Origin of the sequence: Nocardia kruczakiae NBRC 101016, assembly GCF_001612965.1 — a bacterium.
Taxonomy (GTDB): Bacteria; Actinomycetota; Actinomycetes; order Mycobacteriales; family Mycobacteriaceae; genus Nocardia; species Nocardia kruczakiae.
In genome coordinates this window covers 1-18,779 of record NZ_BDBL01000023.1, presented here as the reverse complement: position 1 = coordinate 18,779, position 18,779 = coordinate 1, and the positions used below count along the sequence as shown (strand labels likewise).

The window sequence follows — 18,779 nt, the reverse complement described above, 5'->3', positions numbered from 1 at the left end:
TCCAGCTCAGCTGCGGCCAGCGTTACCGTCGACTCTACACAATCGTTATCCCTACGCAACCTCCTGCACACTCCGTCTGCCCGGCCGTAACCGAGCCGAAACTCGCAGCCAGACAGCACTTCCGGAGACCGGGCGCAAATACCTGGCGGGCGGTCGGAAATAGCGGCGTACCCCATACCGCAACGCTCGAGTAGCCGAGATTTTTCTGCCAATTCGGCGGTTGGTCCCGCTGCCGGATACGCGGTCCGCGATCATTTCCCGGCGCGTCGCCTGTTGCTTACCCGTTCGACATCACCGCAGGTCAGCGCGTCAATCGGAGCCGCTGCGGCGCCATCCGGAAGGGCGACACGACCAAGAAACAAACTTCAAGTTTGTTACCGCCGGAGATTCCAAGTCTGCCGTCAGGTAATTCTCAGATAGTTGCGGATGCGCTTCCATTGAATTGTGCAGTTATTTCGACCGCGAACTCGAACAACAATTTTTCACCAGTAATACCGGAGACGAATAACGACCGGTCAGCCGCCGAGAATGCGGCGAAGATCACACTGCCGCGCGCGTCCTCGCCCGAACCTGCCCGATTCCGGCCGGCCGGGCCGCAATACTGGGACCATGACCGCCGAACAGCAACCCTCCCCGGTCGTCACGCAAGCCGCGGAGCGGTTCGAAATCAGCGTGGACGATCGGCTCGCCGGCTTCACCGAATACCTCGACCACGACGGGCAGCGGATCTTCTACCACACCGAAATCGACTCCGACTTCGCCGGACGCGGCCTGGCCGGCGCCCTGGTCTCGCAGGCACTGGACCGTACCCGCGAGGCCGGTCTGCGCATCGTGCCGATCTGCCCGTTCGTTGCGGGCTACATCCAGAAGCACGAGGAATTCGCCGACATCACCGACGCTGTCACGCAGGACGCCGTCGACTACGTGCGCACCCAGCGAGGCCGCTGACGAACGGCGCCCCGCAGTACGACAGTCAGAGGACTCCGCCCGCGACCGGAGCGTCCCACGCCCCGGGCAGATTGCGACTCGACACCTCGGCGATCTCGCGCAACCGCGAGAGCGGAGTTCCCAAGCGACTCAATTGAATGAGGCCCTGCGCGGTCATCACCACCGCGGCGCTGTAAGCGGCCAGGGTCGCCGCATCGAGTTCGGCACCGGATTCCTCGGCGGCGCGGCGTAACCGCTCGGCGACACTCTGTTCCATCGCGGCGGTGGTCCGATTCCCGATGCCGATCACCTCGGGCAGGCGCGAGCCGAGTTGGGCGATGCTGTTGAGCATCAGGCAGCCGCGCCGATCGGGCTGTGCGACGCAGTCGTCGATGATCGCCTCGAACAACGCGCGCACGGCCGCGCGCGCCGAACCGGGAGCCGTGGTCACCACCTCGCGAACCAGGCGGGCGCGGCCCTCGCAGTAGCGTTCGAAGGCCGCGAGGAACAGGCCACGTTTGCTGCGGTAAGCGGCATAGATGCTGCCGTTGCCGATGCCACTCGTGCGCGAGACGTCCTCGACCGACGTCTGTTCGAACCCCTGCGACCAGAACAGTTCGGTGGCGGCGTCGAGCAACGCCGATTCGTCGAACTGCCGTGGCCTCCCCATGGCGCCCACCGTATCAATCACACTGCGAGCCCGACCACAAAGCTTGTTCTGGAGGCGTTACTCCACAATGATGGCGGGATGACCCTCGAACTCGCCCATCTACCGCGCCGGCGGGTAGGAATACTGGTCTTCGACGGGGTCAAGATGCTCGACTTCACCGGCCCCGCGGAAGTTTTCGTCGAGGCCAACCAGACGTGCCCGGGATACGAGGTCGTGCTGGTGTCGGCGGACGGCGGCAGTGTGCAGACCTCGATCGGCGCCCGGATCGAATGCGCGGTCGCGGCGGCCGACGCCGGCGTCTTCGACACCGTCGTCATACCGGGCAGTGAGCTGCCGCCCTCTCGATTCGTCACACCCGAACTGCTCACGGCGGCACGGCGACTGTCCTGGAACACGCGGCGCCTGGCATCGGTGTGCAGCGGCGCGTTCGTCCTCGCCGAACTGGGCCTGTTCGACGGGCGCCGGGCCACCACACACTGGAAGTTCGCCGCACATCTGGCGCGGCGCTATCCCGCGATCGACGTGGCCGCCGACGACATCTACGTACGCGACGGAAACCTCTACAGCTCGGCCGGCGTGACCGCCGGGGTCGACCTGGCATTGGCGATGGTCGAGGAGGATTTCGGCCCCGACATCGCGCGCCGGATCGCCCAGTTGATGGTGGTGTACATGCACCGCGCGGGCGGGCAGTCGCAGTTCTCGGCCTCGCTGTCCGGGCCGGCGCCGCGCAGCCCACTGGTGCGCAAGGTGGTCGATCTCATCTGCGCGGAACCCGCCTTCCCCCATACCGTTCGGACGCTGGCGGCCCATGCCAACGTCAGCCCGCGGCATCTGACCAGACTCTTCCGCGCCGAATTGGAGCGCTCCCCCGCCGAATACGTCGCCTTCATCCGCTTCGGGGTCGCCCGGGACATGCTGCATGCCGGCCGCGGAGTGACCGAGGCGGCGATGGCGGCGGGCTACGGCAGCACCGAGGCGATGCGGCGCGCGTTCATAGCCCGCCTCGGGATATCGCCCGGTAAATATCAGCGCCGGTTCCGGTCCACCGGTTCCGGCGAGACGCCGCTGGTGGCCGCCGTGTCTTGATCCGGTGTTTTCCCGTCCCGTAGCGAGGGGCGCGCTGCCCTCCCACCAGCGGAAACTGATCGGGCGCCGCGTTGTCCGCAGCCGCACACCCCGCCGAAAGGAAATCACCGATGACCGGAAATCCGCTGGGCGTCTCCCTGGAGCAGGCCGCTCAGGAGTTCGTCGACGCGACCGCACAGCCGCCGTTCCTCTACCAGCTGCCGCCCGAGGAGGGACGCAAAGCCGTTGACTCGGTGCAGGATTCGCCGATCGAGAAGCCGGCGATCGACGAGGAGTGGATCACGGTCGAGGGCGGCCCGACCGGGTCGGTCCGGGCCCGCATCGTCAAACCGCAGGGGGTGACCGAAACGCTGCCCGTCATCGTGTACACCCACGGCGCCGGCTGGGTGTTCGGCGACGCGCACACCCACGACCGGCTGGTGCGCGATCTCGCCGTGGGCGTGCACGCGGCCGTCGTCTTCCCCGAGTACGACCGCTCCCCCGAGGTGCGCTACCCGGTGGCCAACGAGCAGTCCTATCGGGTCGCGCAGTGGGTGCGCTCGAACGGCGCGGAGAAGGGCCTCGACACCGCCCGGATCGCGATCGCGGGCGATTCGGTGGGCGGCAATATGGCCATCGCGCTGACGCTGATGGCGAAGGAGCGCGGCGACGTCTCGTTCGTCCAGCAGGTGCTGTTCTATCCCGTCACCGACGCCAACTTCGACACTCCGTCCTACGAGCAGTTCGCCGAGGGCTACTTCCTGACCCGGGAAGGTATGCGGTGGTTCTGGGACCAGTACACGACCAGCGAAGCGGACCGCGCCCAGATCACGGCCTCCCCGCTGCGCGCCACCACCGAGCAGCTGGCCGGACTGCCCCCGGCGCTGGTGATCACCGGTGAGGCCGATGTCCTGCGCGACGAGGGCGAGGCCTTCGCCGCCAAACTCCGCGACGCCGGCGTCCCCGTCGTCCAGACCCGGTACGGCGGCATCATCCACGATTTCGTGATGGTCAACTCCATGCACGACACCGACGCGGCGAAAGCGGCGGTCGCCCAAGCGGTCTCGGTGCTGCGGGCGGCACTGCACACCGCCTGACGGATACGAAAAAAAGAGCCGCAGATCGAATTCGATCTGCGGCTCTTCTTCTGTGGGCGAAGGGGGACTTGAACCCCCACGTCCCGAAGGACACTGGCACCTGAAGCCAGCGCGTCTGCCATTCCGCCACTCGCCCGAGCGACTGGAAGACAGTATCACGCGCCCGCTTCACACACGAAATCGCCTGCTCACGACGGTTGCGGAGGAGAATTTTCGGGTAATGGGAACCGTGGGTGGCCGGTCGTGAGTTACAGCGGTGGAGGATCGTGGATATCATGCAGTGACCGTGTCCGTTCGACGACACGCCCTATCGGCATGTCGTGTCGCGGGATCGTGACGCCCGGACGACACAGACCGATCAGCTGACGTAGACAGACAGCGCAGGCAACGAGGGCGGGCATCGAAGGGAGGCCGGTATGGGCATCGTCTCGCGTTTCGAGCGACGTCTGCAGGGCGCCGTCGGTGACGCCTTCGCCAGGGTCTTCGGCGGCAGCGTCGTTCCCCAGGAGGTGGAAGCGGCGCTGCAGCGCGAGGCCTCGGATCGCCTGAGCGAACTCGAGGGCGGGCATCTGCTCGCCCCGAACGTCTACGTCATCACGGTCAACCCCACGGACCTGCAGGAACTCGATGCAGACCACGAGTTGACCACCCGCGCGTTCGCCAAGCATTTACAGGACTACATCCGCGATCAGGGGTGGCAGACCTACGGTGAAGTGCACGTCGAATTCGAGGCATCCCCTACGCTGCACACCGGACAGTTCAGGACGCACGGACGGGTCGACCCGGATGCGGGCCGCCGGAACCCCCCGGCACCGCGCCGGCCGCCCGATCGACCTGGACGACCCCCACAACGACCCGCACACCCGCAACCAGGAGCTGGCCCCATGACGCAGAACTCAGGCTACGACCCCAGCCGAGAGCCCGCGGAGTCCGATCCACGCAACCGCGGGTACGCACCCCCGCCGGGGGGCCGCCCCGCGCCGCAATATCAGGACGACTACGGCCGGGGTGGTCAGTACCCCGGTGCCGGTGAATACGCCGCTCCGGAATCGCAGCCCGCCTACGGCGACTATCAGCAGGGCGGCGACTACCAGAACGGCTACGACTACCAGCAGGGCGGCGCGGGCTACCAGCAGGGTGGCGCGGCCTACGGGCAGCCGGGCTACGAGCAGGGCAGCTACGACCAGAGCAGTTACGACCAGGGGTACGGCCAGCAGGCCTACGCCGACCAGGGGTACGGCCAGCAGCAGGCGTACGAACAGGGCGGCTACGAGCAGAGCGGTTACGACCAGGGTTACGGCCAGCAGGGCTACGCCGACCAGGGTTACGGGCAACAGCAGGGTTATCCGGAGCAGAACTACGGTCAGCAGCCGGGCTACGGCCAGACGCCCGGATACGACCAGGGCTATCCGGCTCAGGGCGGTTACGGCCAGCAGGGGTACGCCGACCCCGGCTATGCCGATCAGGGATACGCCGACCAGGGCGGTTACGGCGCCGAGGATCAGGCGTACGGACAGCAGCCGGCCTACGGACAGCAGGGCGGTTACGCCGCGGCCCCGCAGCCGGCGCGCGGCGGGTCCGGCTATTCGGCCACCCTGCACCTCGACGACGGCAGCGGCCGCACGTACCAGCTACGCGAGGGCAGCAACATCATCGGGCGTGGCCAGGACGCCCATTTCCGGCTTCCCGACACCGGGGTGTCCCGCCGCCACATCGAGGTGCGCTGGGACGGTCAGGTCGCCATGCTCTCGGATCTCGGTTCCACCAACGGGACGCTGGTCAACGGCTCTCCCGTCCAGGATTGGCAGCTCGCCGACGGAGATGTGATCCGGGCCGGGCATTCCGAGATCCTGATCCGAATCGTCTGATCCCGTAAGCTCGCCGGTGCAGGTCACGATGGGGCGCGAAAACCGCTCGCCCGTATCGTGATCGCAACCGGTCATCGGCCCTATTATGCTGCCAACATTCGCTCGGCAGCCGGGCCGTGCTGACCAGCACGCCGGTTGGGGGACGAAACGCCACTACGGGACCGGTCGAACAGGAGGTGGAGCGCCGTGCAGGGACTGATCCTGCAGTTGACCCGTGCGGGGTTCCTCTTGTTGTTGTGGCTGTTCGTGTGGGCGGTGCTTCGCACCTTGCGCAGCGACATCTACGCGGCATCAGGCATTCGGATCCAGCCCCGACCCACCCGAGGTTCGGTGGTGCTGCCATCCTTCAGCCGTGGCCAGAAGGGCGCCAAGTATCTAGTGGTGACTCAGGGTTCACTCGCCGGCACTCGGATCACGCTCGGCACCCAACCGGTGCTCATCGGGCGTGCAGACGACTCCACGCTGGTACTGACCGACGACTACGCCTCGACCCGGCATGCACGGTTATCGCCGCGCGGCGAGGACTGGTACGTCGAAGACTTAGGATCGACCAACGGGACCTACCTCGATCGAGCGAAGGTCACCACTCCCGTCCGAGTTCCGCTCGGCACCCCTGTCCGTGTCGGTAAGACTGTGATCGAGCTGCGATCGTGACTCAAGTTCTCCGCTACGCAGCGCGTAGCGACCGTGGTCTCGTCCGGGCAAACAACGAGGACTCCGTCTATGCCGGTGCACGCCTGCTGGCGCTCGCCGACGGCATGGGCGGGCACGCCGCCGGTGAGGTGGCCTCGCAGTTGATGATCGCCGCGCTGGCTCATCTCGACGACGACGAGCCCGGCGACGATCTGCTCGGCAAACTCGACCGGGCGATTCGCGAAGGCAACGCCGCGATCGCCGACCAGGTCGAAGAGGAACCCGAACTCGACGGTATGGGCACCACGCTCACCACCATCCTGTTCGCGGGTAAGAAACTCGGCCTCGCCCATATCGGCGACTCCCGGGCCTATATGCTCCGCAACGGCGAGCTCGCCCAGATCACCCGCGACGACACCTTCGTCCAGTCGCTGGTCGACGAGGGCCGGATCACACCGGAGCAGGCCCACACCCATCCGCAGCGGTCACTGATCATGCGGGCACTCACCGGAAACGAGATCGAGCCGACGCTCATCGTCCGGGAAGCCCGCGCCGGTGACCGCTATCTGCTGTGCTCGGACGGCCTGTCCGATGTGGTGAGCGACGAGACGATCGCCAACACCCTGCGCGAGGGCAACACCGACGAGGCGGCCGACCGGCTCATCGAACTGGCTCTGCGCAGCGGCGGTCCCGACAACGTCACCGTCGTCGTCGCCGATGTGATCGATCTCGACTACGGCCAGAGCCACCCCATCGTCGCGGGCGCCGCCTCCGGTGAGGACGAGGACACACCCCCGCCCAACACCGCCGCCGGGCGCGCCGCCGCCATGCGTCCGCCGCGGGCGGCACCTCGCCGGGCCGCGGTCGCCGCGGAACCGCCCGAGCCGCGCAAGAGCCACAAGGGCCGCTGGATCGCACTGGCCGTCGCCCTCGTCGTGGCCGTCGTGGTCGGACTCGTGGTGGGCTACAAGATGATTCGCAGCAACTACTACGTGGGCGCCGACAACGGCAACGTGGTGATCATGCGCGGTCTGCCCGGCTCGGTTCTCGGCTATTCGATTCAGGATGTGGACCAGGTGGTCTGCGTCGACTCGCGCAACAAGGTCACCCTCATGCGGCCGGGCGCCGGCTTCCCGAGCGGGTGTAAGCAGCTGGCGGTGGCCGATCTGCAGCAGACCGGCCGCGACAAGGTCAACAACGGCCTGCTGCCGCCGGGTGGGTTCGATTCCACGCGTGGGCAACTGGAGAAGCTGGCCGCCACCGACCTGCTGCCCGTCTGCGCGAAGCCGGCGCCGCCGGTCGCCCCGCCGCCCGCCGAGGGCAGCACCGTGGCCCCGGGCAGCCCGGCTCCCGCCACGCCCGCACCCTCCCCCGCGCCCAACACCCCGGGTACGTCCGCGCCGAACCCGACCAATGCCCCCGCCCATTCCGAGCAGCCGGCACCCACCACCGCGGCGCCGGCCCCTCAGACTCCGGGGGAGAACTGCAGGAAGGCGGACTGATGTCCGCACCGGCACCGCCGTCCGCTGGAGCGTTCCCCAGTCCACCGGGCGGGTTCGCTCCCGCGCCGCCACCCTCGACCCGCCGCAACGTCGAACTGTTGCTGCTGGGTTTCGCGGTGGTCATCACCACGGTTGCGCTGGTGCTGGTCGAGGCCAGTCAGGATCAGGAAATCACCTGGGATCTGGCCAAATTGGGTTTCGCCTATCTGGCGCTGTTCGGTGTCGCCCATCTCGCGGTGCGGCGCTTCGCCCCGTTCGCCGATCCGCTGCTGTTACCGATCGCCGCGCTGCTCAACGGACTCGGGCTGGTGCTGATCCATCGCCTGGATCTCGCCGACGAGCAGACCGCGATCCACAACTCGTGGTCGATCCCCTCCCCCGACGCCAACCAACAGGTGCTGTGGACAGCACTGGGGATCACTCTGTTCATCGCGGTGCTGGTGTTGCTGCGCGACTACCGCACCCTGGCCCGCTACGGCTATACGCTCGGGTTGCTCGGCCTGGTCGCGTTGATGATCCCCGCGCTGCTGCCGGGAAGGTTCTCCGAAACCAACGGCGCCAAGATCTGGATCCGGTTACCCGGTTTCAGTGTGCAGCCGGGTGAGTTCGCGAAGATCCTGCTGATCATCTTCTTCGCCTCGGTACTGGTCGCCAAGCGGGATCTGTTCACCGCGGCCGGGCGCCACGTCCTGGGGATGGAGTTGCCGCGACCGCGCGACCTCGGCCCGATTCTGCTGGTGTGGGCGGCCTGCCTGGTCGTGTTGTTCTTCGAGAAGGACCTCGGCACCTCGCTGCTGATCTTCGCCACCGTGCTGGCGATGCTCTACATCGCGACCGAGCGGGTGGGCTGGCTGATCGTCGGCGCCGGACTGCTGGCGCTCGGATTCTTCCTCGCCTACAACGCCTTCGGCCACGTGCGGGTGCGGGTGTCGACGTGGTTGCATCCGTTCGACGACTACAACAGCACCGGCTACCAGATCTCGCAATCGCTGTTCGGGCTCGCGACCGGCGGCCTGGCCGGAACCGGACTCGGCAGCGGCCGGCCTTCCCAGGTGCCGTTCGCCAAGACCGACTTCATCATCGCCACCATCGGTGAAGAACTGGGTCTGATCGGACTCACCGTGGTGCTGATGCTGTTCGCCGTCTTCGTGGTGCGCGGATTGCGCACGGCCCTGGCGGTCCGCGACAGTTTCGGCAAGCTGCTCGCCGCCGGATTGGCGTTCACCATCGCCATTCAGGTATTCGTGGTGGTGGGTGGCGTCACCAAACTGATTCCTCTGACCGGACTCACCACCCCCTTCGTGTCCTACGGCGGCTCCTCGCTGCTCGCGAACTACGCCCTGTTGGCGTTGCTGGTCAAGATCTCCGACGCCGCTCGGGCGCCGGCGCCTGCTCGCCGCCGGGAAGCCGCACCGATCGCCGAAGCACAGACCGAGATGATCCGCGCCGAGACGCCCCGACCCGAGAAGGGAGAGCCGGCATGAACACCCCGCTCCGCCGGGTCGCGATGGCCGTCATGGTGATGATCGTCGCGCTGCTGGTGAACGCGACCTACGTCCAGGTCATCAAGGCCGACAGCCTGCGCAACGATCCCCGCAACTCCCGGGTGCTGCTCGACGAGTACAGCCGCCAGCGCGGTCAGATCTCGGCCGGCGGCACGGTGCTCGCCAGTTCGGTGGCCACCGACGACCGCTACAAATACCTGCGCACCTACCCCACCGATCCCTCCGCCTACGCCCCGGTGACCGGCTTCTATTCGATGCAGTACGGCAGCACCGGGCTGGAGCGTTCCGAGGATTCGGTGCTCAACGGCTCCGACAGCGCCCTGTTCGGGCGCCGCCTGATCGACATGATCTCCGGCCGCGATCCGCGCGGCGGCAACGTGGTGACCACCATCAATCCGATGATGCAGAAGGTCGCCTACGACCAGCTCACCAGCAAGGGCTACACCGGTTCGGTCGTCGCGATCGAACCGAGTACCGGTCGCATCCTGACCATGGTGTCGACACCGAGCTACGACCCCAACCAGCTGTCCACGCACGACGGGGCGCGCGCCACCCAGGCCTGGGAATCGCTGAGCGCGGACCCGAGTCAGCCGATGTTGAATCGTGCGGTGTCGCAGACGTATCCGCCCGGTTCGACCTTCAAGGTCGTCGTCGCGGCGGCCGCACTGTCGATGGGGATCAAGCCGGAGGACGCGTTCACCGCGGCGCCGAACATCACGCTGCCCGGGACGAACACCACGCTGGAGAACTACAACGGCACCCCGTGCGGCGGGGGTGCAACCGCGACCATGCACGACGCGTTCCGGCTCTCGTGCAACACCGCCTTCGCCGAGATCGGCATGAAGGTGGGCGCGGCCAAACTCAAGGACGAGGCCACGGCCTTCGGTATCGGCCCGCATTCGGGCATCCCGATCCCGGTGGCCGACAGCACGGTCGGCCCGATTCCGGACAACGCGGCGCTGGCCCAGACCAGCATCGGCCAGCGAGACGTAGCTCTCACCCCACTCGACGATGCGGTGATCGCGGCTACCGTGGCCAATGGCGGTGTGCGGATGGAGCCGCATCTGGTCGACCGGACCCAGGGGCCCGACCTGCGCGATCTGTCCACCACCAAACCGGTGTCGGTGGGCCAGGCGATCAGCGCCCCGGTGGCCAGCCAGCTGACCGGGCTGATGATCGATTCGGAGAAGGCCACGGCCGGGGGCACCCAGCCGCGGCCGTACCAGATCGCTTCCAAGACCGGCACCGCCGAACACGGCAGCGACCCGCGCAACACCCCGCCGCATGCCTGGTACATCGCGTTCGCGCCGGCGCAGAACCCGAAGATCGCGATCGCGGTCATCGTGGAGAACGGCGGCGACCGCGCGCTGGCCGCGACCGGTGGATCGGTGGCGGCGCCGGTGGCCCGGGCGGTGCTGGATGCCGGATTGCAGGGGGGCTGAGGACGATGAGTAAGCGAGGACCAGGACCCCAGGTGGATATGCAACAACGTCGCGATCGGCGAACCTACCGTCGGGGGCGGCCATGCTGAACAACGGTGCCCTGATCGCCGATCGGTATCGGCTGCAACGTCTGATCGCCACGGGCGGTATGGGCCAGGTGTGGGAGGCATTGGACACCCGCCTGGACCGCCGGGTCGCGGTGAAGGTCCTCAAGGCCGAATTCTCCGCGGATCCGACGTTCCGGCATCGGTTCAAGACCGAGGCCAAGACCACCGCGCAGCTCAACCACCCCGGCATCGCCGGGGTCTACGACTACGGCGAGACCTACGACCCGCAGGGTGGTGAAACCGCCTATCTGGTGATGGAGCTCGTCCAGGGCGAACCGCTCAACGCGGTGCTGAACCGGCTCGGCCGGCTCTCGGTCGGCCAGGGTCTGGACATGCTGGAGCAGACCAGCCGCGCCCTCGAGGTCGCCCATGCCGCGGGCGTGGTCCACCGCGACGTGAAGCCCGGCAATATCCTGGTCACCCCCACCGGACAGGTGAAGATCACCGACTTCGGCATCGCGAAGGCGGTCGACGCCTCCCCGGTGACCAAGACCGGCATGGTGATGGGCACCGCCCAGTACATCGCTCCCGAGCAGGCCACCGGCGAGGATGCCACCTCGGCCAGCGACGTGTACTCACTCGGCGTCGTCGGCTATGAGGCGCTGTCGGGCCATCGGCCGTTCACCGGTGACGGTGCCCTGACGGTGGCGATGAAGCATGTGCGCGAGGCGCCGCCGCCGATGCCGGCCGATCTGCCGCCGAACGTGCGCGAACTGATCGACATCACGATGACCAAGGATCCGACGCGGCGCTACCACAGCGGCGGCGAATTCGCCGATGCCGTGGCCGCGGTCCGGGCCGGTCGCCGCCCACCGCCGCCGCGCGGAGGTGCGGTCCCGCAGACCGGCGCCACTCGCGTCCTCCCGCCCGGCCCGACCGCGGTCATCCCGCGCGGCGACTACGACGGCGCGACCGTCCGTTACTCGACCGCCGAACCGGCCAGGGTGGGCGCGGCGGCCGGTTCGACCGCCATGATGCCGGGCCCCGGCCCGGCCGGCGACACCGAGAAGCCGGGATTCACCACCGGTCAGAAGGTGATGGCCGGACTCGGCGCGGGCGCGGTTCTGCTCGGCGGCCTGGCCGCCTGGGTGCTGCTCAGTGGCAAAGCTCCGGATTCGAAGGTGTCGCCGGTGAAGTCGACCACCTCCGTGGTCGCGCCCCCGCCGCCGACCACGGTGTGGACCACGAACGAAGAGCCGACGACCACCTTCCAACCGGCACCGCCGCCGGTGGTGACGACGACTCCCGAGCCGACGACGACCACCACACCCCCGCCGACCACGACCACCACGGCACCGCCGACGACCACCACCCGGGAGCGGCCGACCCGCACCACGCGTCCCACAACACGCCCGTCCGTCCCCTCGCTCGACCTACCATTGCCGGGGGCCGGCGATTCACTACCGGGGGCCGGCGGTACGCACGAAGCCGACAGCAGTAGACACCCTGACACCTCCTCACAAGGACTGCCATGACGACCCCGAAGAATCTGTCTTCTCGCTACGAACTGGGCGAGATCATCGGATTCGGTGGTATGTCGGAGGTCCACAAGGCTCGTGACCTGCGGCTGGGGCGGGACGTGGCGATCAAGGTGCTGCGCGCGGATCTCGCCCGCGACCCCACGTTCTATCTGCGCTTCAAACGCGAGGCGCAGAACGCGGCGGCGCTGAACCATCCGGCGATCGTCGCGGTGTACGACACCGGCGAGGCCGAGATCGACGGCGGCCCGCTGCCCTACATCGTGATGGAGTACGTCGACGGCGAGACGCTGCGCGATATCGTGCGCGGCAAGGGTCCGCTGCCGCCGCGGCGGGCGATGGAGATCATCGCCGATGTCTGTGCCGCACTGGATTTCAGCCACAAGAACGGCATCGTGCATCGCGATATGAAGCCGGCCAACATCATGATCAACCGCCAGGGTGCGGTGAAGGTGATGGACTTCGGTATCGCGCGTGCCATCGCGGACAGCTCGAATCCGATGACCCAGACCGCCGCGGTGATCGGCACCGCGCAGTATCTGTCACCGGAACAGGCGCGCGGCGAACAGGTCGACGCCCGGTCCGACGTGTACTCCGTCGGCTGTGTGCTGTACGAAATCCTCACGGGGCAGCCACCTTTCACCGGCGATTCACCGGTGGCGGTCGCCTACCAGCATGTCCGCGAGGATCCGAAGCTGCCGTCGCTGGTTCATCCGGGCGTACCGCGCGAACTCGATTCGGTCATCCTCAAGGCGATGAGCAAGAATCCGGCCAACCGGTATCAGTCCGCGGCCGAGATGCGCGCCGATCTGATCCGGGTGCTGGGTGGTCAGAAGCCGCAGGCGCCGATGGTGATGACCGAGGAGGACCGCACCACCTTCCTCGGCAGCATGGATCCCGAACCGCGCAGCTACCGCACGGTCGAACGCAACGACGGCGACGACGAGCCGGAACCCGAATCCGACGGTTCCAGGCGCAAGGTATGGATCGGCATCGGTGCCGCCGCGGTGGTCGCGGTGCTGGTGACGCTGTTCTGGGTGTTGATCGGTCCGGGGAGCAGACCCGATCAGGTCGCGATCCCCGATCTGTCGAATCAGCCGGCGGAGCAGGCGCGCAACGATCTCCAGAAACTGGGTTTCAATGTCGCCGTCCAGCCGAAACCGGACGGCAAGGTCGCCAGCGGCAATGTGGTCGCGACCCAGCCCCTGGGCGGTGCGCGTGTCGACAAGGGGTCCACGGTGACCCTGCAGATTTCGACCGGTCCGCAGCAGGTGCCGGTGCCACAGCTGACGAAACTCACCCAGCAGCAGGCCGAACAGAATTTGAACGCGGCCGGGCTGCTCCTGGATCCGCAGATCCAGCGCGGCGCCTCCAGTCCGGAGGACAAGGACAAGGTGATCGCCGAATCCCCCGCCGCCGGAACCAAGATCGATGCCGGTTCGAAGGTGACGATCACCCTCGGCAAGGGGCCGGACCAGGTTCGCGTGCCCGACGTGGTGGGCCAGTCGATCGATGTGGCGGAACCGAATTTGGCCGACAGCGCGGGGTTCAAGGTCGTGATCCAGAAGGTCAGCTCGTCGCGGCCCGCCGGTGAGGTGCTGTCCACCGATCCGGTCGGCGGTTCGATGGCAGACAAGGGCTCGACCATCACCGTGCAGGTGTCCAGCGATCAGATCACCATGCCGTCGCTGACCGGTCTCACCCCGTCGCAGGCTGTCGACAAACTGCGCTCGGTGGGCTGGACCGGCGGTGTGGGCCAGATCAGCCAGAGCACCCAGGGCACGTTCGACGCGAGCAACGTCGGCCGGGTGATCGATCAGCAGCCGCGGCCGGGTTCGTCGGTGGCACGCAACGCGACCATCACGATCGTCACGGGAGTGCTCGGCCCGCCCTGACGCGGGCCGGTGATCACAGCGCGAGGTGGCGATTCATCGACATGGCCTCCTCCGCCAGGTCGGGAAGTTCGACCACCTCGACGCCGTGGTCGCGCAGATTCTCCACGCCGACACAGTTCTCCACGAAAGTGCGCGGTTCACGCCACGCGATGACGACGCGCGGAATTCCGGCGGCCAGGATGCGGTCGGCACACGGGGCGCGGCCGACCGAGGCCCGGGTGGAACACGGTTCGAGCGTGCTGTAGATGGTGGCCTGCGCGAGCCGGGGATCGGCGCCGAGTTTGTTCAGTGCCGATTCCTCGGCGTGCACCTTCGCCTCGGTTTCGCGAGAGTAGCCGTGCGCGAGTTCGACGCCGTCCGGCCCGACGATCACCGCGCCGACCGAGAAGGCGGTGGCACTGGGCGGGCACAGCCGGGCCAGGCCGATCGCGTGATGCATCCAGAACCGGTGCGCCCCGGGCCGGCCCGGGATACGGCTACCCGACTCGACCGACTCCCACGCATCGGATTCGGTTGTCACTGTGCGCCTTTCATCGTCGCCGAACTCCCATCGGACGGTGCCGGCCGCGGCAGATACCGCAGGACCGCGATATCTCCGAGGCGAGTGATATCCACCAAAGCCATTCTGCGCCGAGAACCGCCGGGAAAGTCCGCCGGATGCAAAAATTTCGGGGCCGCGCTGTCACCGACCAGTACCGGGGCGACCGCCATCAGCAGTTCGTCGGCCAGATCCGCCGACAGAAAGGCGGTGTGGATGCGGCCACCGCCCTCGACCATCAAGCGGGCGATCCCGCGCTCGCCCAGATCGTCGAGCAACGCGCCGAAGTCGACGGAGCTGCCGAGGGCCACGACCTCCGCTCGGCCGGCGAACCGATCGCCCAGCCGCTCCCGCCCGGCCGTGGTCGTATAGATCAGCCGCCGGCCACCCTGGTTCCACAACCGCTGCCCGGGGTCGATTTCACCGCTCGCGGTGACGACGACGCGCACGGGGAATTCGGGTTTTCCGGCCGCGATCCGAGACTCGCGTCGCCGCTCACTGCTCAGCGACAACCGAGGATCGTCGCGTCGCAGGGTCTCGGCTCCGATCAGAATCGCGTCGGACTCGGCACGCACCTGGTCGACGCGATCGAAATCCTCGGCGTTGGACAGCAGCAATCGTTGCGGACCGGCGTCATCGATATATCCGTCGATGCTGGTGGCCACCGAGAGCACGACGTACGGCCGGGCCATCAGCGCCGCCCGGGCACGACGACCGCGCCGAGCTCATGCATGCGCATACTCCTTGTCACGGTGAGGCTTTCGCTCGCCCGGCGCGGCAACGGGTCAGACCAGCGCGGCGACCTCGGATTCGAGCGTCCGGACCAGCCCCTCGGCCGGACGCTCGCCGCACACCTCGAGCCAGTTCGCCAGCATCCGGTGCCCGCCCTGGGTGAGCACCGATTCGGGGTGGAACTGCACGCCGTGGATGGGCAGGTCGCGGTGCCGCATGGCCATCACGATGCCGCTCTCGGTGCGTCCGATCACCTCGATGTCACCGGGCAAGGTGTCCTCGAGCACGGTCAGCGAGTGATAGCGGGTGGCGGTGAACGGGTCGGGCAGGCCCGCCAGCACTCCGGCACCGATGTGGAAGACCGAACTCGTCTTACCGTGCAGCAACTCGGGGGCGCGGGTCACGGTCGCGCCGAACGCCTCTCCGATCGCCTGATGTCCCAGGCACACGCCGAGCAGCGGAGTCCGGGTCCGGGCGCAGGCGCGAACCAGTTCGATACTGGCGCCGGCACGGTCCGGGGTGCCCGGGCCCGGGCTGATCAACAGGCCGTCGAAGTCGGCGGCCACGGCGTCGGTGTCCTGCAGCCGGGAATCGTCGTTGCGCCAGACGGTCGCCTCGGCACCCAGCTGGCCCAGATATTGGACCAGGTTGAATACGAAGCTGTCGTAATTGTCGACGACCAGAACACGCATGGTTCGAGAGTACGTGGCGCCACCATCGATACGCAGCTGAGATAGCCTTTAGGCAGACCTGCACGCCGAATACGAGGACGTCATGCCCAAGTCGAAGGTCCGCAAGAAGACCGACTACACGATCAACCCGACCAGCCGCACTCCGGTGAAGGTGAAGGGCGGTCCGTCGCCGGTCTGGTATGTGGCGATCATGCTCGGCTTCATGCTGGCCGGTCTGGCGTGGTTGCTGGTCTACTACCTGGGCGCCGACCACATCCAGTGGATGAGCGATCTCAACGCCTGGAACTTCCTGATCGGCTTCGGACTCATGGTGATCGGCCTGATCATGACGATGCGGTGGCGCTGATCGTGCTGTCGCACGGGTGGCGCTGATCGTGCTGTCGCACGGGTGGCGCTGATCGTGCTGTCGCACGGGTGGCGCTGATCGGGCAGCGTTTGCGCTTATTACACGTGTGTGATTCATGCACACCTGTGGATGAATCTGTGGACAACTCGAGGAGCAATTGGGGACCGTGAGCACACCGCCCGAACACCCCGAGTCCGATCGTCCGGGGGCCGCTGGGGAATTCGGTAGTTCGGAGCCGGCGCCCCGGCTGGAGTGGTCCACCCCGGCGCCCGCCCTGGCCGCGGTCACTCTCGGCGGAGTGGCGCTGGCCGTGGCCGCCGCGTTCGCCTCCGACGCACCGAGCCGGCTGTTGATCGGCTTGGCCGCGGCGCTGCTGCTGTGCTTGGCCGGATTGGGCTTCCGGCAGCGCCCGCGCCTGACCGTCATTCCCGGAAAACCGGCCCGGCTGGTGATTCGTGGCCTGCTCGGGCCGGTCGGCTACGGTCCCGACCAGATTCTGCGGGCACGAGTCGTCGGGTTCCGGCGCCTGGGCCGCAGCATCCCCAATCTGGAACTCGACGTCGACCACAAGGGTGAGGAGCGGCTGGTGATCTTCGGCCGCTGGGACCTCGGTACCCATCCCCAGGACGTCCTGGATGTGATGAGCGTGCACGGTCTCGTTCCGGCCGAACCCCGCGACAGCTGACACCGGGATCCGCCGCGGACCGAATCAGGCGAGAACCGCCGCACCCGCGCCGATCAGCGCGATCGTCAGCACCGCGAGGCCGGCCACCGAACCCCATCCGATCCATCGGATCGTATCCCGCGTCCGCGCCCGCAGCCATTCCGGCAGGAACAGGATTCCGGCGGCGGCGAGCGTGCCCGCCACCAGCCCACCGAGATGGCCCCACAGCGAGATACCCGGCAGGGACACACTGATGAGCAGGTTGATCGCGATCAACACCAGCATCTGCACGGGGCTCTGCCGCAGCCGCAGCAGAATCACGGTCATCGCGCCGAACAGGCCGTAGATGGCGCCGGACGCACCGGCCGTGGCGGAATCGGTCGCCAGCCACATGACCGCCGCCGATCCGCCGAGCAGCGAGACCAGATAGATCGCGAGGAATCGCGAACGCCCCAGCACGAGTTCGGTGTCACGGCCGAGGATGTAGAGGGCGAACATGTTGACCACCAGGTGCAACGGCCCGTAGTGCAGGAATCCGGAACCGAGGACGCGAATCCACTGCCCCTGGGCGACCCACTGCGGGGCGAGTACCCAGTCGTAGAACAGCTGCGACAGATGATTGTCGGTGACACTGTGGGCTTGACTCGCGGTGACCGCGAAGACCGCGACATTGATCGCGATCAACGCGTAGGTGACATACGGTGTACGACCCGTGGTGGTGGACGGACCGCTGACGGCCGGCCGGCCGGAACGAATATCGCTGCGCCCCTGCGCGACACACTCCGCACAGTGCTGTCCGACGGCGGCCGGTTGCAGGCATTGGGGGCACGCCGGCCGCCCGCACCGCGTGCATGCCAGTCCGGTGGTGCGATCGGGATGGCGGTAACAGGTGGGTGCGGGCGGTTGCGGATTCACGAAACTCCGATGGGTCAGCTCAGGGTGATGCTCGAGATGACGACCGGCTCCTTCGGCCGGTCGTTGCGGTCGGTCGCGGTGGTCGCGATGGCGTCGACGACCTTGCGCGAATCGGCGTCCACCACTTCGCCGAAGATGGTGTGGCGGCGGTTCAGGTGCGGCTGCGCACCGACGGTGATGAAGAACTGCGAACCGTTGGTGCCGGGCCCGGCGTTGGCCATGGCCAGCAGGTAGCCGCGGTCGAAGCGCAGTTCGGGGTGGAATTCGTCGGCGAATTCGTAGCCCGGCCCACCACGGCCGGTACCCGTCGGGTCACCGCCCTGAATCATGAAACCGTCGATCACGCGGTGGAATACGCTGCCGTCGTAGAACGGTCCGGAGGTGCCGCCGCCGGCGTTCTTCGTGGTGTAGGCCGCGCTGCCGTCGGCGAGGCCGACGAAGTTGCGCACCGTCTTCGGGGCGTGGTTACCGAAGAGCGAGATCTTGATATCGCCGAGGTTGGTGTGCAGGACGGCCACGGCGGTCTGATTCGGTGAGGTCACGCCGAATATCGTGCCATGTCGGCTGTCCGTACTCGCAGGGCGCGCCTAGCCGGTGTGCGCCGCGTCGTCGGCCGGCTGCGCCGCCGTCCGGGGTGCGGTCGCTCCGCCGGCATATCCCAGCCGGGGTGGTTCGGCGGCAGGCTCCGGCAGCTGCGGGCGAC

General features: G+C 67.6%; 18 protein-coding genes and 1 tRNA gene. 12 read left to right on the top strand and 7 right to left on the bottom strand.

Annotated elements, in window-relative coordinates; genetic code table 11:
• The first annotated feature begins 609 nt into the window (after positions 1-609).
• Positions 610-948, top strand: coding sequence for a GNAT family N-acetyltransferase (locus NK1_RS17160; RefSeq protein WP_036496941.1), 339 nt, complete (start codon positions 610-612; stop codon positions 946-948).
• A 25-nt stretch (positions 949-973) separates the two neighbouring features.
• On the opposite strand, the gene NK1_RS17155 is transcribed toward NK1_RS17160, so the two are convergent.
• Entirely contained in the window at positions 974-1,597 is a 624-nt protein-coding gene (locus NK1_RS17155; protein ID WP_063009842.1) for a TetR/AcrR family transcriptional regulator, read from the bottom strand.
• A 78-nt stretch (positions 1,598-1,675) separates the two neighbouring features.
• On the opposite strand from NK1_RS17155, the gene NK1_RS17150 reads away from it, so the two are divergent.
• A complete protein-coding gene (locus NK1_RS17150) occupies positions 1,676-2,683 on the top strand; it encodes a GlxA family transcriptional regulator (protein WP_063009841.1) in 1,008 nt (335 codons plus the stop codon).
• A gap of 110 nt (positions 2,684-2,793) precedes the next feature.
• A complete protein-coding gene (locus NK1_RS17145; RefSeq protein ID WP_063009839.1) occupies positions 2,794-3,759 on the top strand; it encodes an alpha/beta hydrolase in 966 nt (321 codons plus the stop codon).
• Between the two features lie 53 nt (positions 3,760-3,812).
• On the opposite strand, the gene NK1_RS17140 is transcribed toward NK1_RS17145, so the two are convergent.
• Positions 3,813-3,895 (bottom strand) — tRNA-Leu (locus NK1_RS17140).
• A gap of 280 nt (positions 3,896-4,175) precedes the next feature.
• Between NK1_RS17140 and NK1_RS17135 the strand changes: the two genes are divergently transcribed.
• The 7 genes from NK1_RS17135 to pknB all read left to right on the top strand — a co-directional run bounded on the left by NK1_RS17135 (position 4,176) and on the right by pknB (position 14,189).
• Positions 4,176-5,627 carry an FHA domain-containing protein gene (locus tag NK1_RS17135; RefSeq protein WP_063009837.1) on the top strand — a complete coding sequence of 484 codons (1,452 nt, stop codon included), beginning with the start codon at positions 4,176-4,178 and terminating at the stop codon, positions 5,625-5,627.
• A gap of 186 nt (positions 5,628-5,813) precedes the next feature.
• Entirely contained in the window at positions 5,814-6,281 is a 468-nt protein-coding gene (locus tag NK1_RS17130; RefSeq protein ID WP_030516711.1) for an FHA domain-containing protein FhaB/FipA, read from the top strand.
• Positions 6,278-7,762, top strand: coding sequence for a PP2C family protein-serine/threonine phosphatase (locus NK1_RS17125; RefSeq protein WP_063009835.1), 1,485 nt, complete (start codon positions 6,278-6,280; stop codon positions 7,760-7,762). Before NK1_RS17130 ends, NK1_RS17125 begins: the two co-directional genes overlap by 4 nt.
• A complete protein-coding gene (locus NK1_RS17120; RefSeq protein ID WP_036496933.1) occupies positions 7,762-9,246 on the top strand; it encodes an FtsW/RodA/SpoVE family cell cycle protein in 1,485 nt (494 codons plus the stop codon). The genes NK1_RS17125 and NK1_RS17120 overlap by 1 nt, the downstream gene beginning before the upstream one ends.
• Positions 9,243-10,709 (top strand): peptidoglycan D,D-transpeptidase FtsI family protein, encoded by a 1,467-nt coding sequence (locus NK1_RS17115; RefSeq protein WP_036496932.1) that lies wholly within the window; start codon positions 9,243-9,245, stop codon positions 10,707-10,709. Before NK1_RS17120 ends, NK1_RS17115 begins: the two co-directional genes overlap by 4 nt.
• Before the next feature lie 82 nt (positions 10,710-10,791).
• Positions 10,792-12,291, top strand: coding sequence for a protein kinase domain-containing protein (locus NK1_RS17110; RefSeq protein ID WP_063009833.1), 1,500 nt, complete (start codon positions 10,792-10,794; stop codon positions 12,289-12,291).
• Complete coding sequence (gene pknB, locus NK1_RS17105) at positions 12,288-14,189, top strand: Stk1 family PASTA domain-containing Ser/Thr kinase (protein WP_063009831.1); 1,902 nt, start codon at positions 12,288-12,290, stop codon at positions 14,187-14,189. Before NK1_RS17110 ends, pknB begins: the two co-directional genes overlap by 4 nt.
• Positions 14,190-14,202: 13 nt before the next feature.
• Here pknB and NK1_RS17100 read toward each other — a convergent pair whose 3' ends face one another.
• The 3 genes from NK1_RS17100 to NK1_RS17090 all read right to left on the bottom strand — a co-directional run bounded on the left by NK1_RS17100 (position 14,203) and on the right by NK1_RS17090 (position 16,151).
• On the bottom strand, positions 14,203-14,709 hold the full coding sequence (locus NK1_RS17100) for a deaminase (RefSeq protein WP_245660605.1): 507 nt from the start codon (positions 14,707-14,709) through the stop codon (positions 14,203-14,205).
• Positions 14,706-15,419 (bottom strand): RibD family protein, encoded by a 714-nt coding sequence (locus NK1_RS17095; protein ID WP_063009829.1) that lies wholly within the window; start codon positions 15,417-15,419, stop codon positions 14,706-14,708. Before NK1_RS17095 ends, NK1_RS17100 begins: the two co-directional genes overlap by 4 nt.
• Before the next feature lie 93 nt (positions 15,420-15,512).
• The gene (locus NK1_RS17090; RefSeq protein WP_063009827.1) at positions 15,513-16,151 is read right to left on the bottom strand and encodes an aminodeoxychorismate/anthranilate synthase component II; all 639 of its coding nucleotides are present in this window, start codon (positions 16,149-16,151) and stop codon (positions 15,513-15,515) included.
• A gap of 82 nt (positions 16,152-16,233) precedes the next feature.
• On the opposite strand from NK1_RS17090, the gene crgA reads away from it, so the two are divergent.
• Both crgA and NK1_RS17080 read left to right on the top strand, forming a co-directional pair.
• On the top strand, positions 16,234-16,497 hold the full coding sequence (gene crgA, locus NK1_RS17085) for a cell division protein CrgA (RefSeq protein ID WP_030516702.1): 264 nt from the start codon (positions 16,234-16,236) through the stop codon (positions 16,495-16,497).
• A gap of 247 nt (positions 16,498-16,744) precedes the next feature.
• On the top strand, positions 16,745-17,182 hold the full coding sequence (locus tag NK1_RS17080; RefSeq protein ID WP_063009988.1) for a PH domain-containing protein: 438 nt from the start codon (positions 16,745-16,747) through the stop codon (positions 17,180-17,182).
• Between the two features lie 24 nt (positions 17,183-17,206).
• Here the strand turns inward: NK1_RS17080 and NK1_RS17075 are convergent, their stop codons facing one another.
• Both NK1_RS17075 and NK1_RS17070 read right to left on the bottom strand, forming a co-directional pair.
• Positions 17,207-18,076 carry a rhomboid family intramembrane serine protease gene (locus NK1_RS17075; protein WP_084461085.1) on the bottom strand — a complete coding sequence of 290 codons (870 nt, stop codon included), beginning with the start codon at positions 18,074-18,076 and terminating at the stop codon, positions 17,207-17,209.
• Between the two features lie 14 nt (positions 18,077-18,090).
• A complete protein-coding gene (locus NK1_RS17070; protein WP_036496926.1) occupies positions 18,091-18,618 on the bottom strand; it encodes a peptidylprolyl isomerase in 528 nt (175 codons plus the stop codon).
• Positions 18,619-18,779 lie beyond the last annotated feature (161 nt).

Excerpts from the sequence above, each read along its gene's own strand:
- NK1_RS17160 (WP_036496941.1), top strand. The coding sequence starts at position 610 with ATGACCGCCGAACAGCAACCCTCCCCGGTCGTCACGCAAGCCGCGGAG.
- NK1_RS17155 (WP_063009842.1), bottom strand. The coding sequence starts at position 1,597 with ATGGGGAGGCCACGGCAGTTCGACGAATCGGCGTTGCTCGACGCCGCC.
- NK1_RS17150 (WP_063009841.1), top strand. The coding sequence starts at position 1,676 with ATGACCCTCGAACTCGCCCATCTACCGCGCCGGCGGGTAGGAATACTG.
- NK1_RS17145 (WP_063009839.1), top strand. The coding sequence starts at position 2,794 with ATGACCGGAAATCCGCTGGGCGTCTCCCTGGAGCAGGCCGCTCAGGAG.
- NK1_RS17135 (WP_063009837.1), top strand. The coding sequence starts at position 4,176 with ATGGGCATCGTCTCGCGTTTCGAGCGACGTCTGCAGGGCGCCGTCGGT.
- NK1_RS17120 (WP_036496933.1), top strand. The coding sequence starts at position 7,762 with ATGTCCGCACCGGCACCGCCGTCCGCTGGAGCGTTCCCCAGTCCACCG.
- NK1_RS17115 (WP_036496932.1), top strand. The coding sequence starts at position 9,243 with ATGAACACCCCGCTCCGCCGGGTCGCGATGGCCGTCATGGTGATGATC.
- NK1_RS17110 (WP_063009833.1), top strand. The coding sequence starts at position 10,792 with ATGCTGAACAACGGTGCCCTGATCGCCGATCGGTATCGGCTGCAACGT.
- pknB (WP_063009831.1), top strand. The coding sequence starts at position 12,288 with ATGACGACCCCGAAGAATCTGTCTTCTCGCTACGAACTGGGCGAGATC.
- NK1_RS17095 (WP_063009829.1), bottom strand. The coding sequence starts at position 15,419 with ATGGCCCGGCCGTACGTCGTGCTCTCGGTGGCCACCAGCATCGACGGA.
- NK1_RS17090 (WP_063009827.1), bottom strand. The coding sequence starts at position 16,151 with ATGCGTGTTCTGGTCGTCGACAATTACGACAGCTTCGTATTCAACCTG.
- crgA (WP_030516702.1), top strand. The coding sequence starts at position 16,234 with ATGCCCAAGTCGAAGGTCCGCAAGAAGACCGACTACACGATCAACCCG.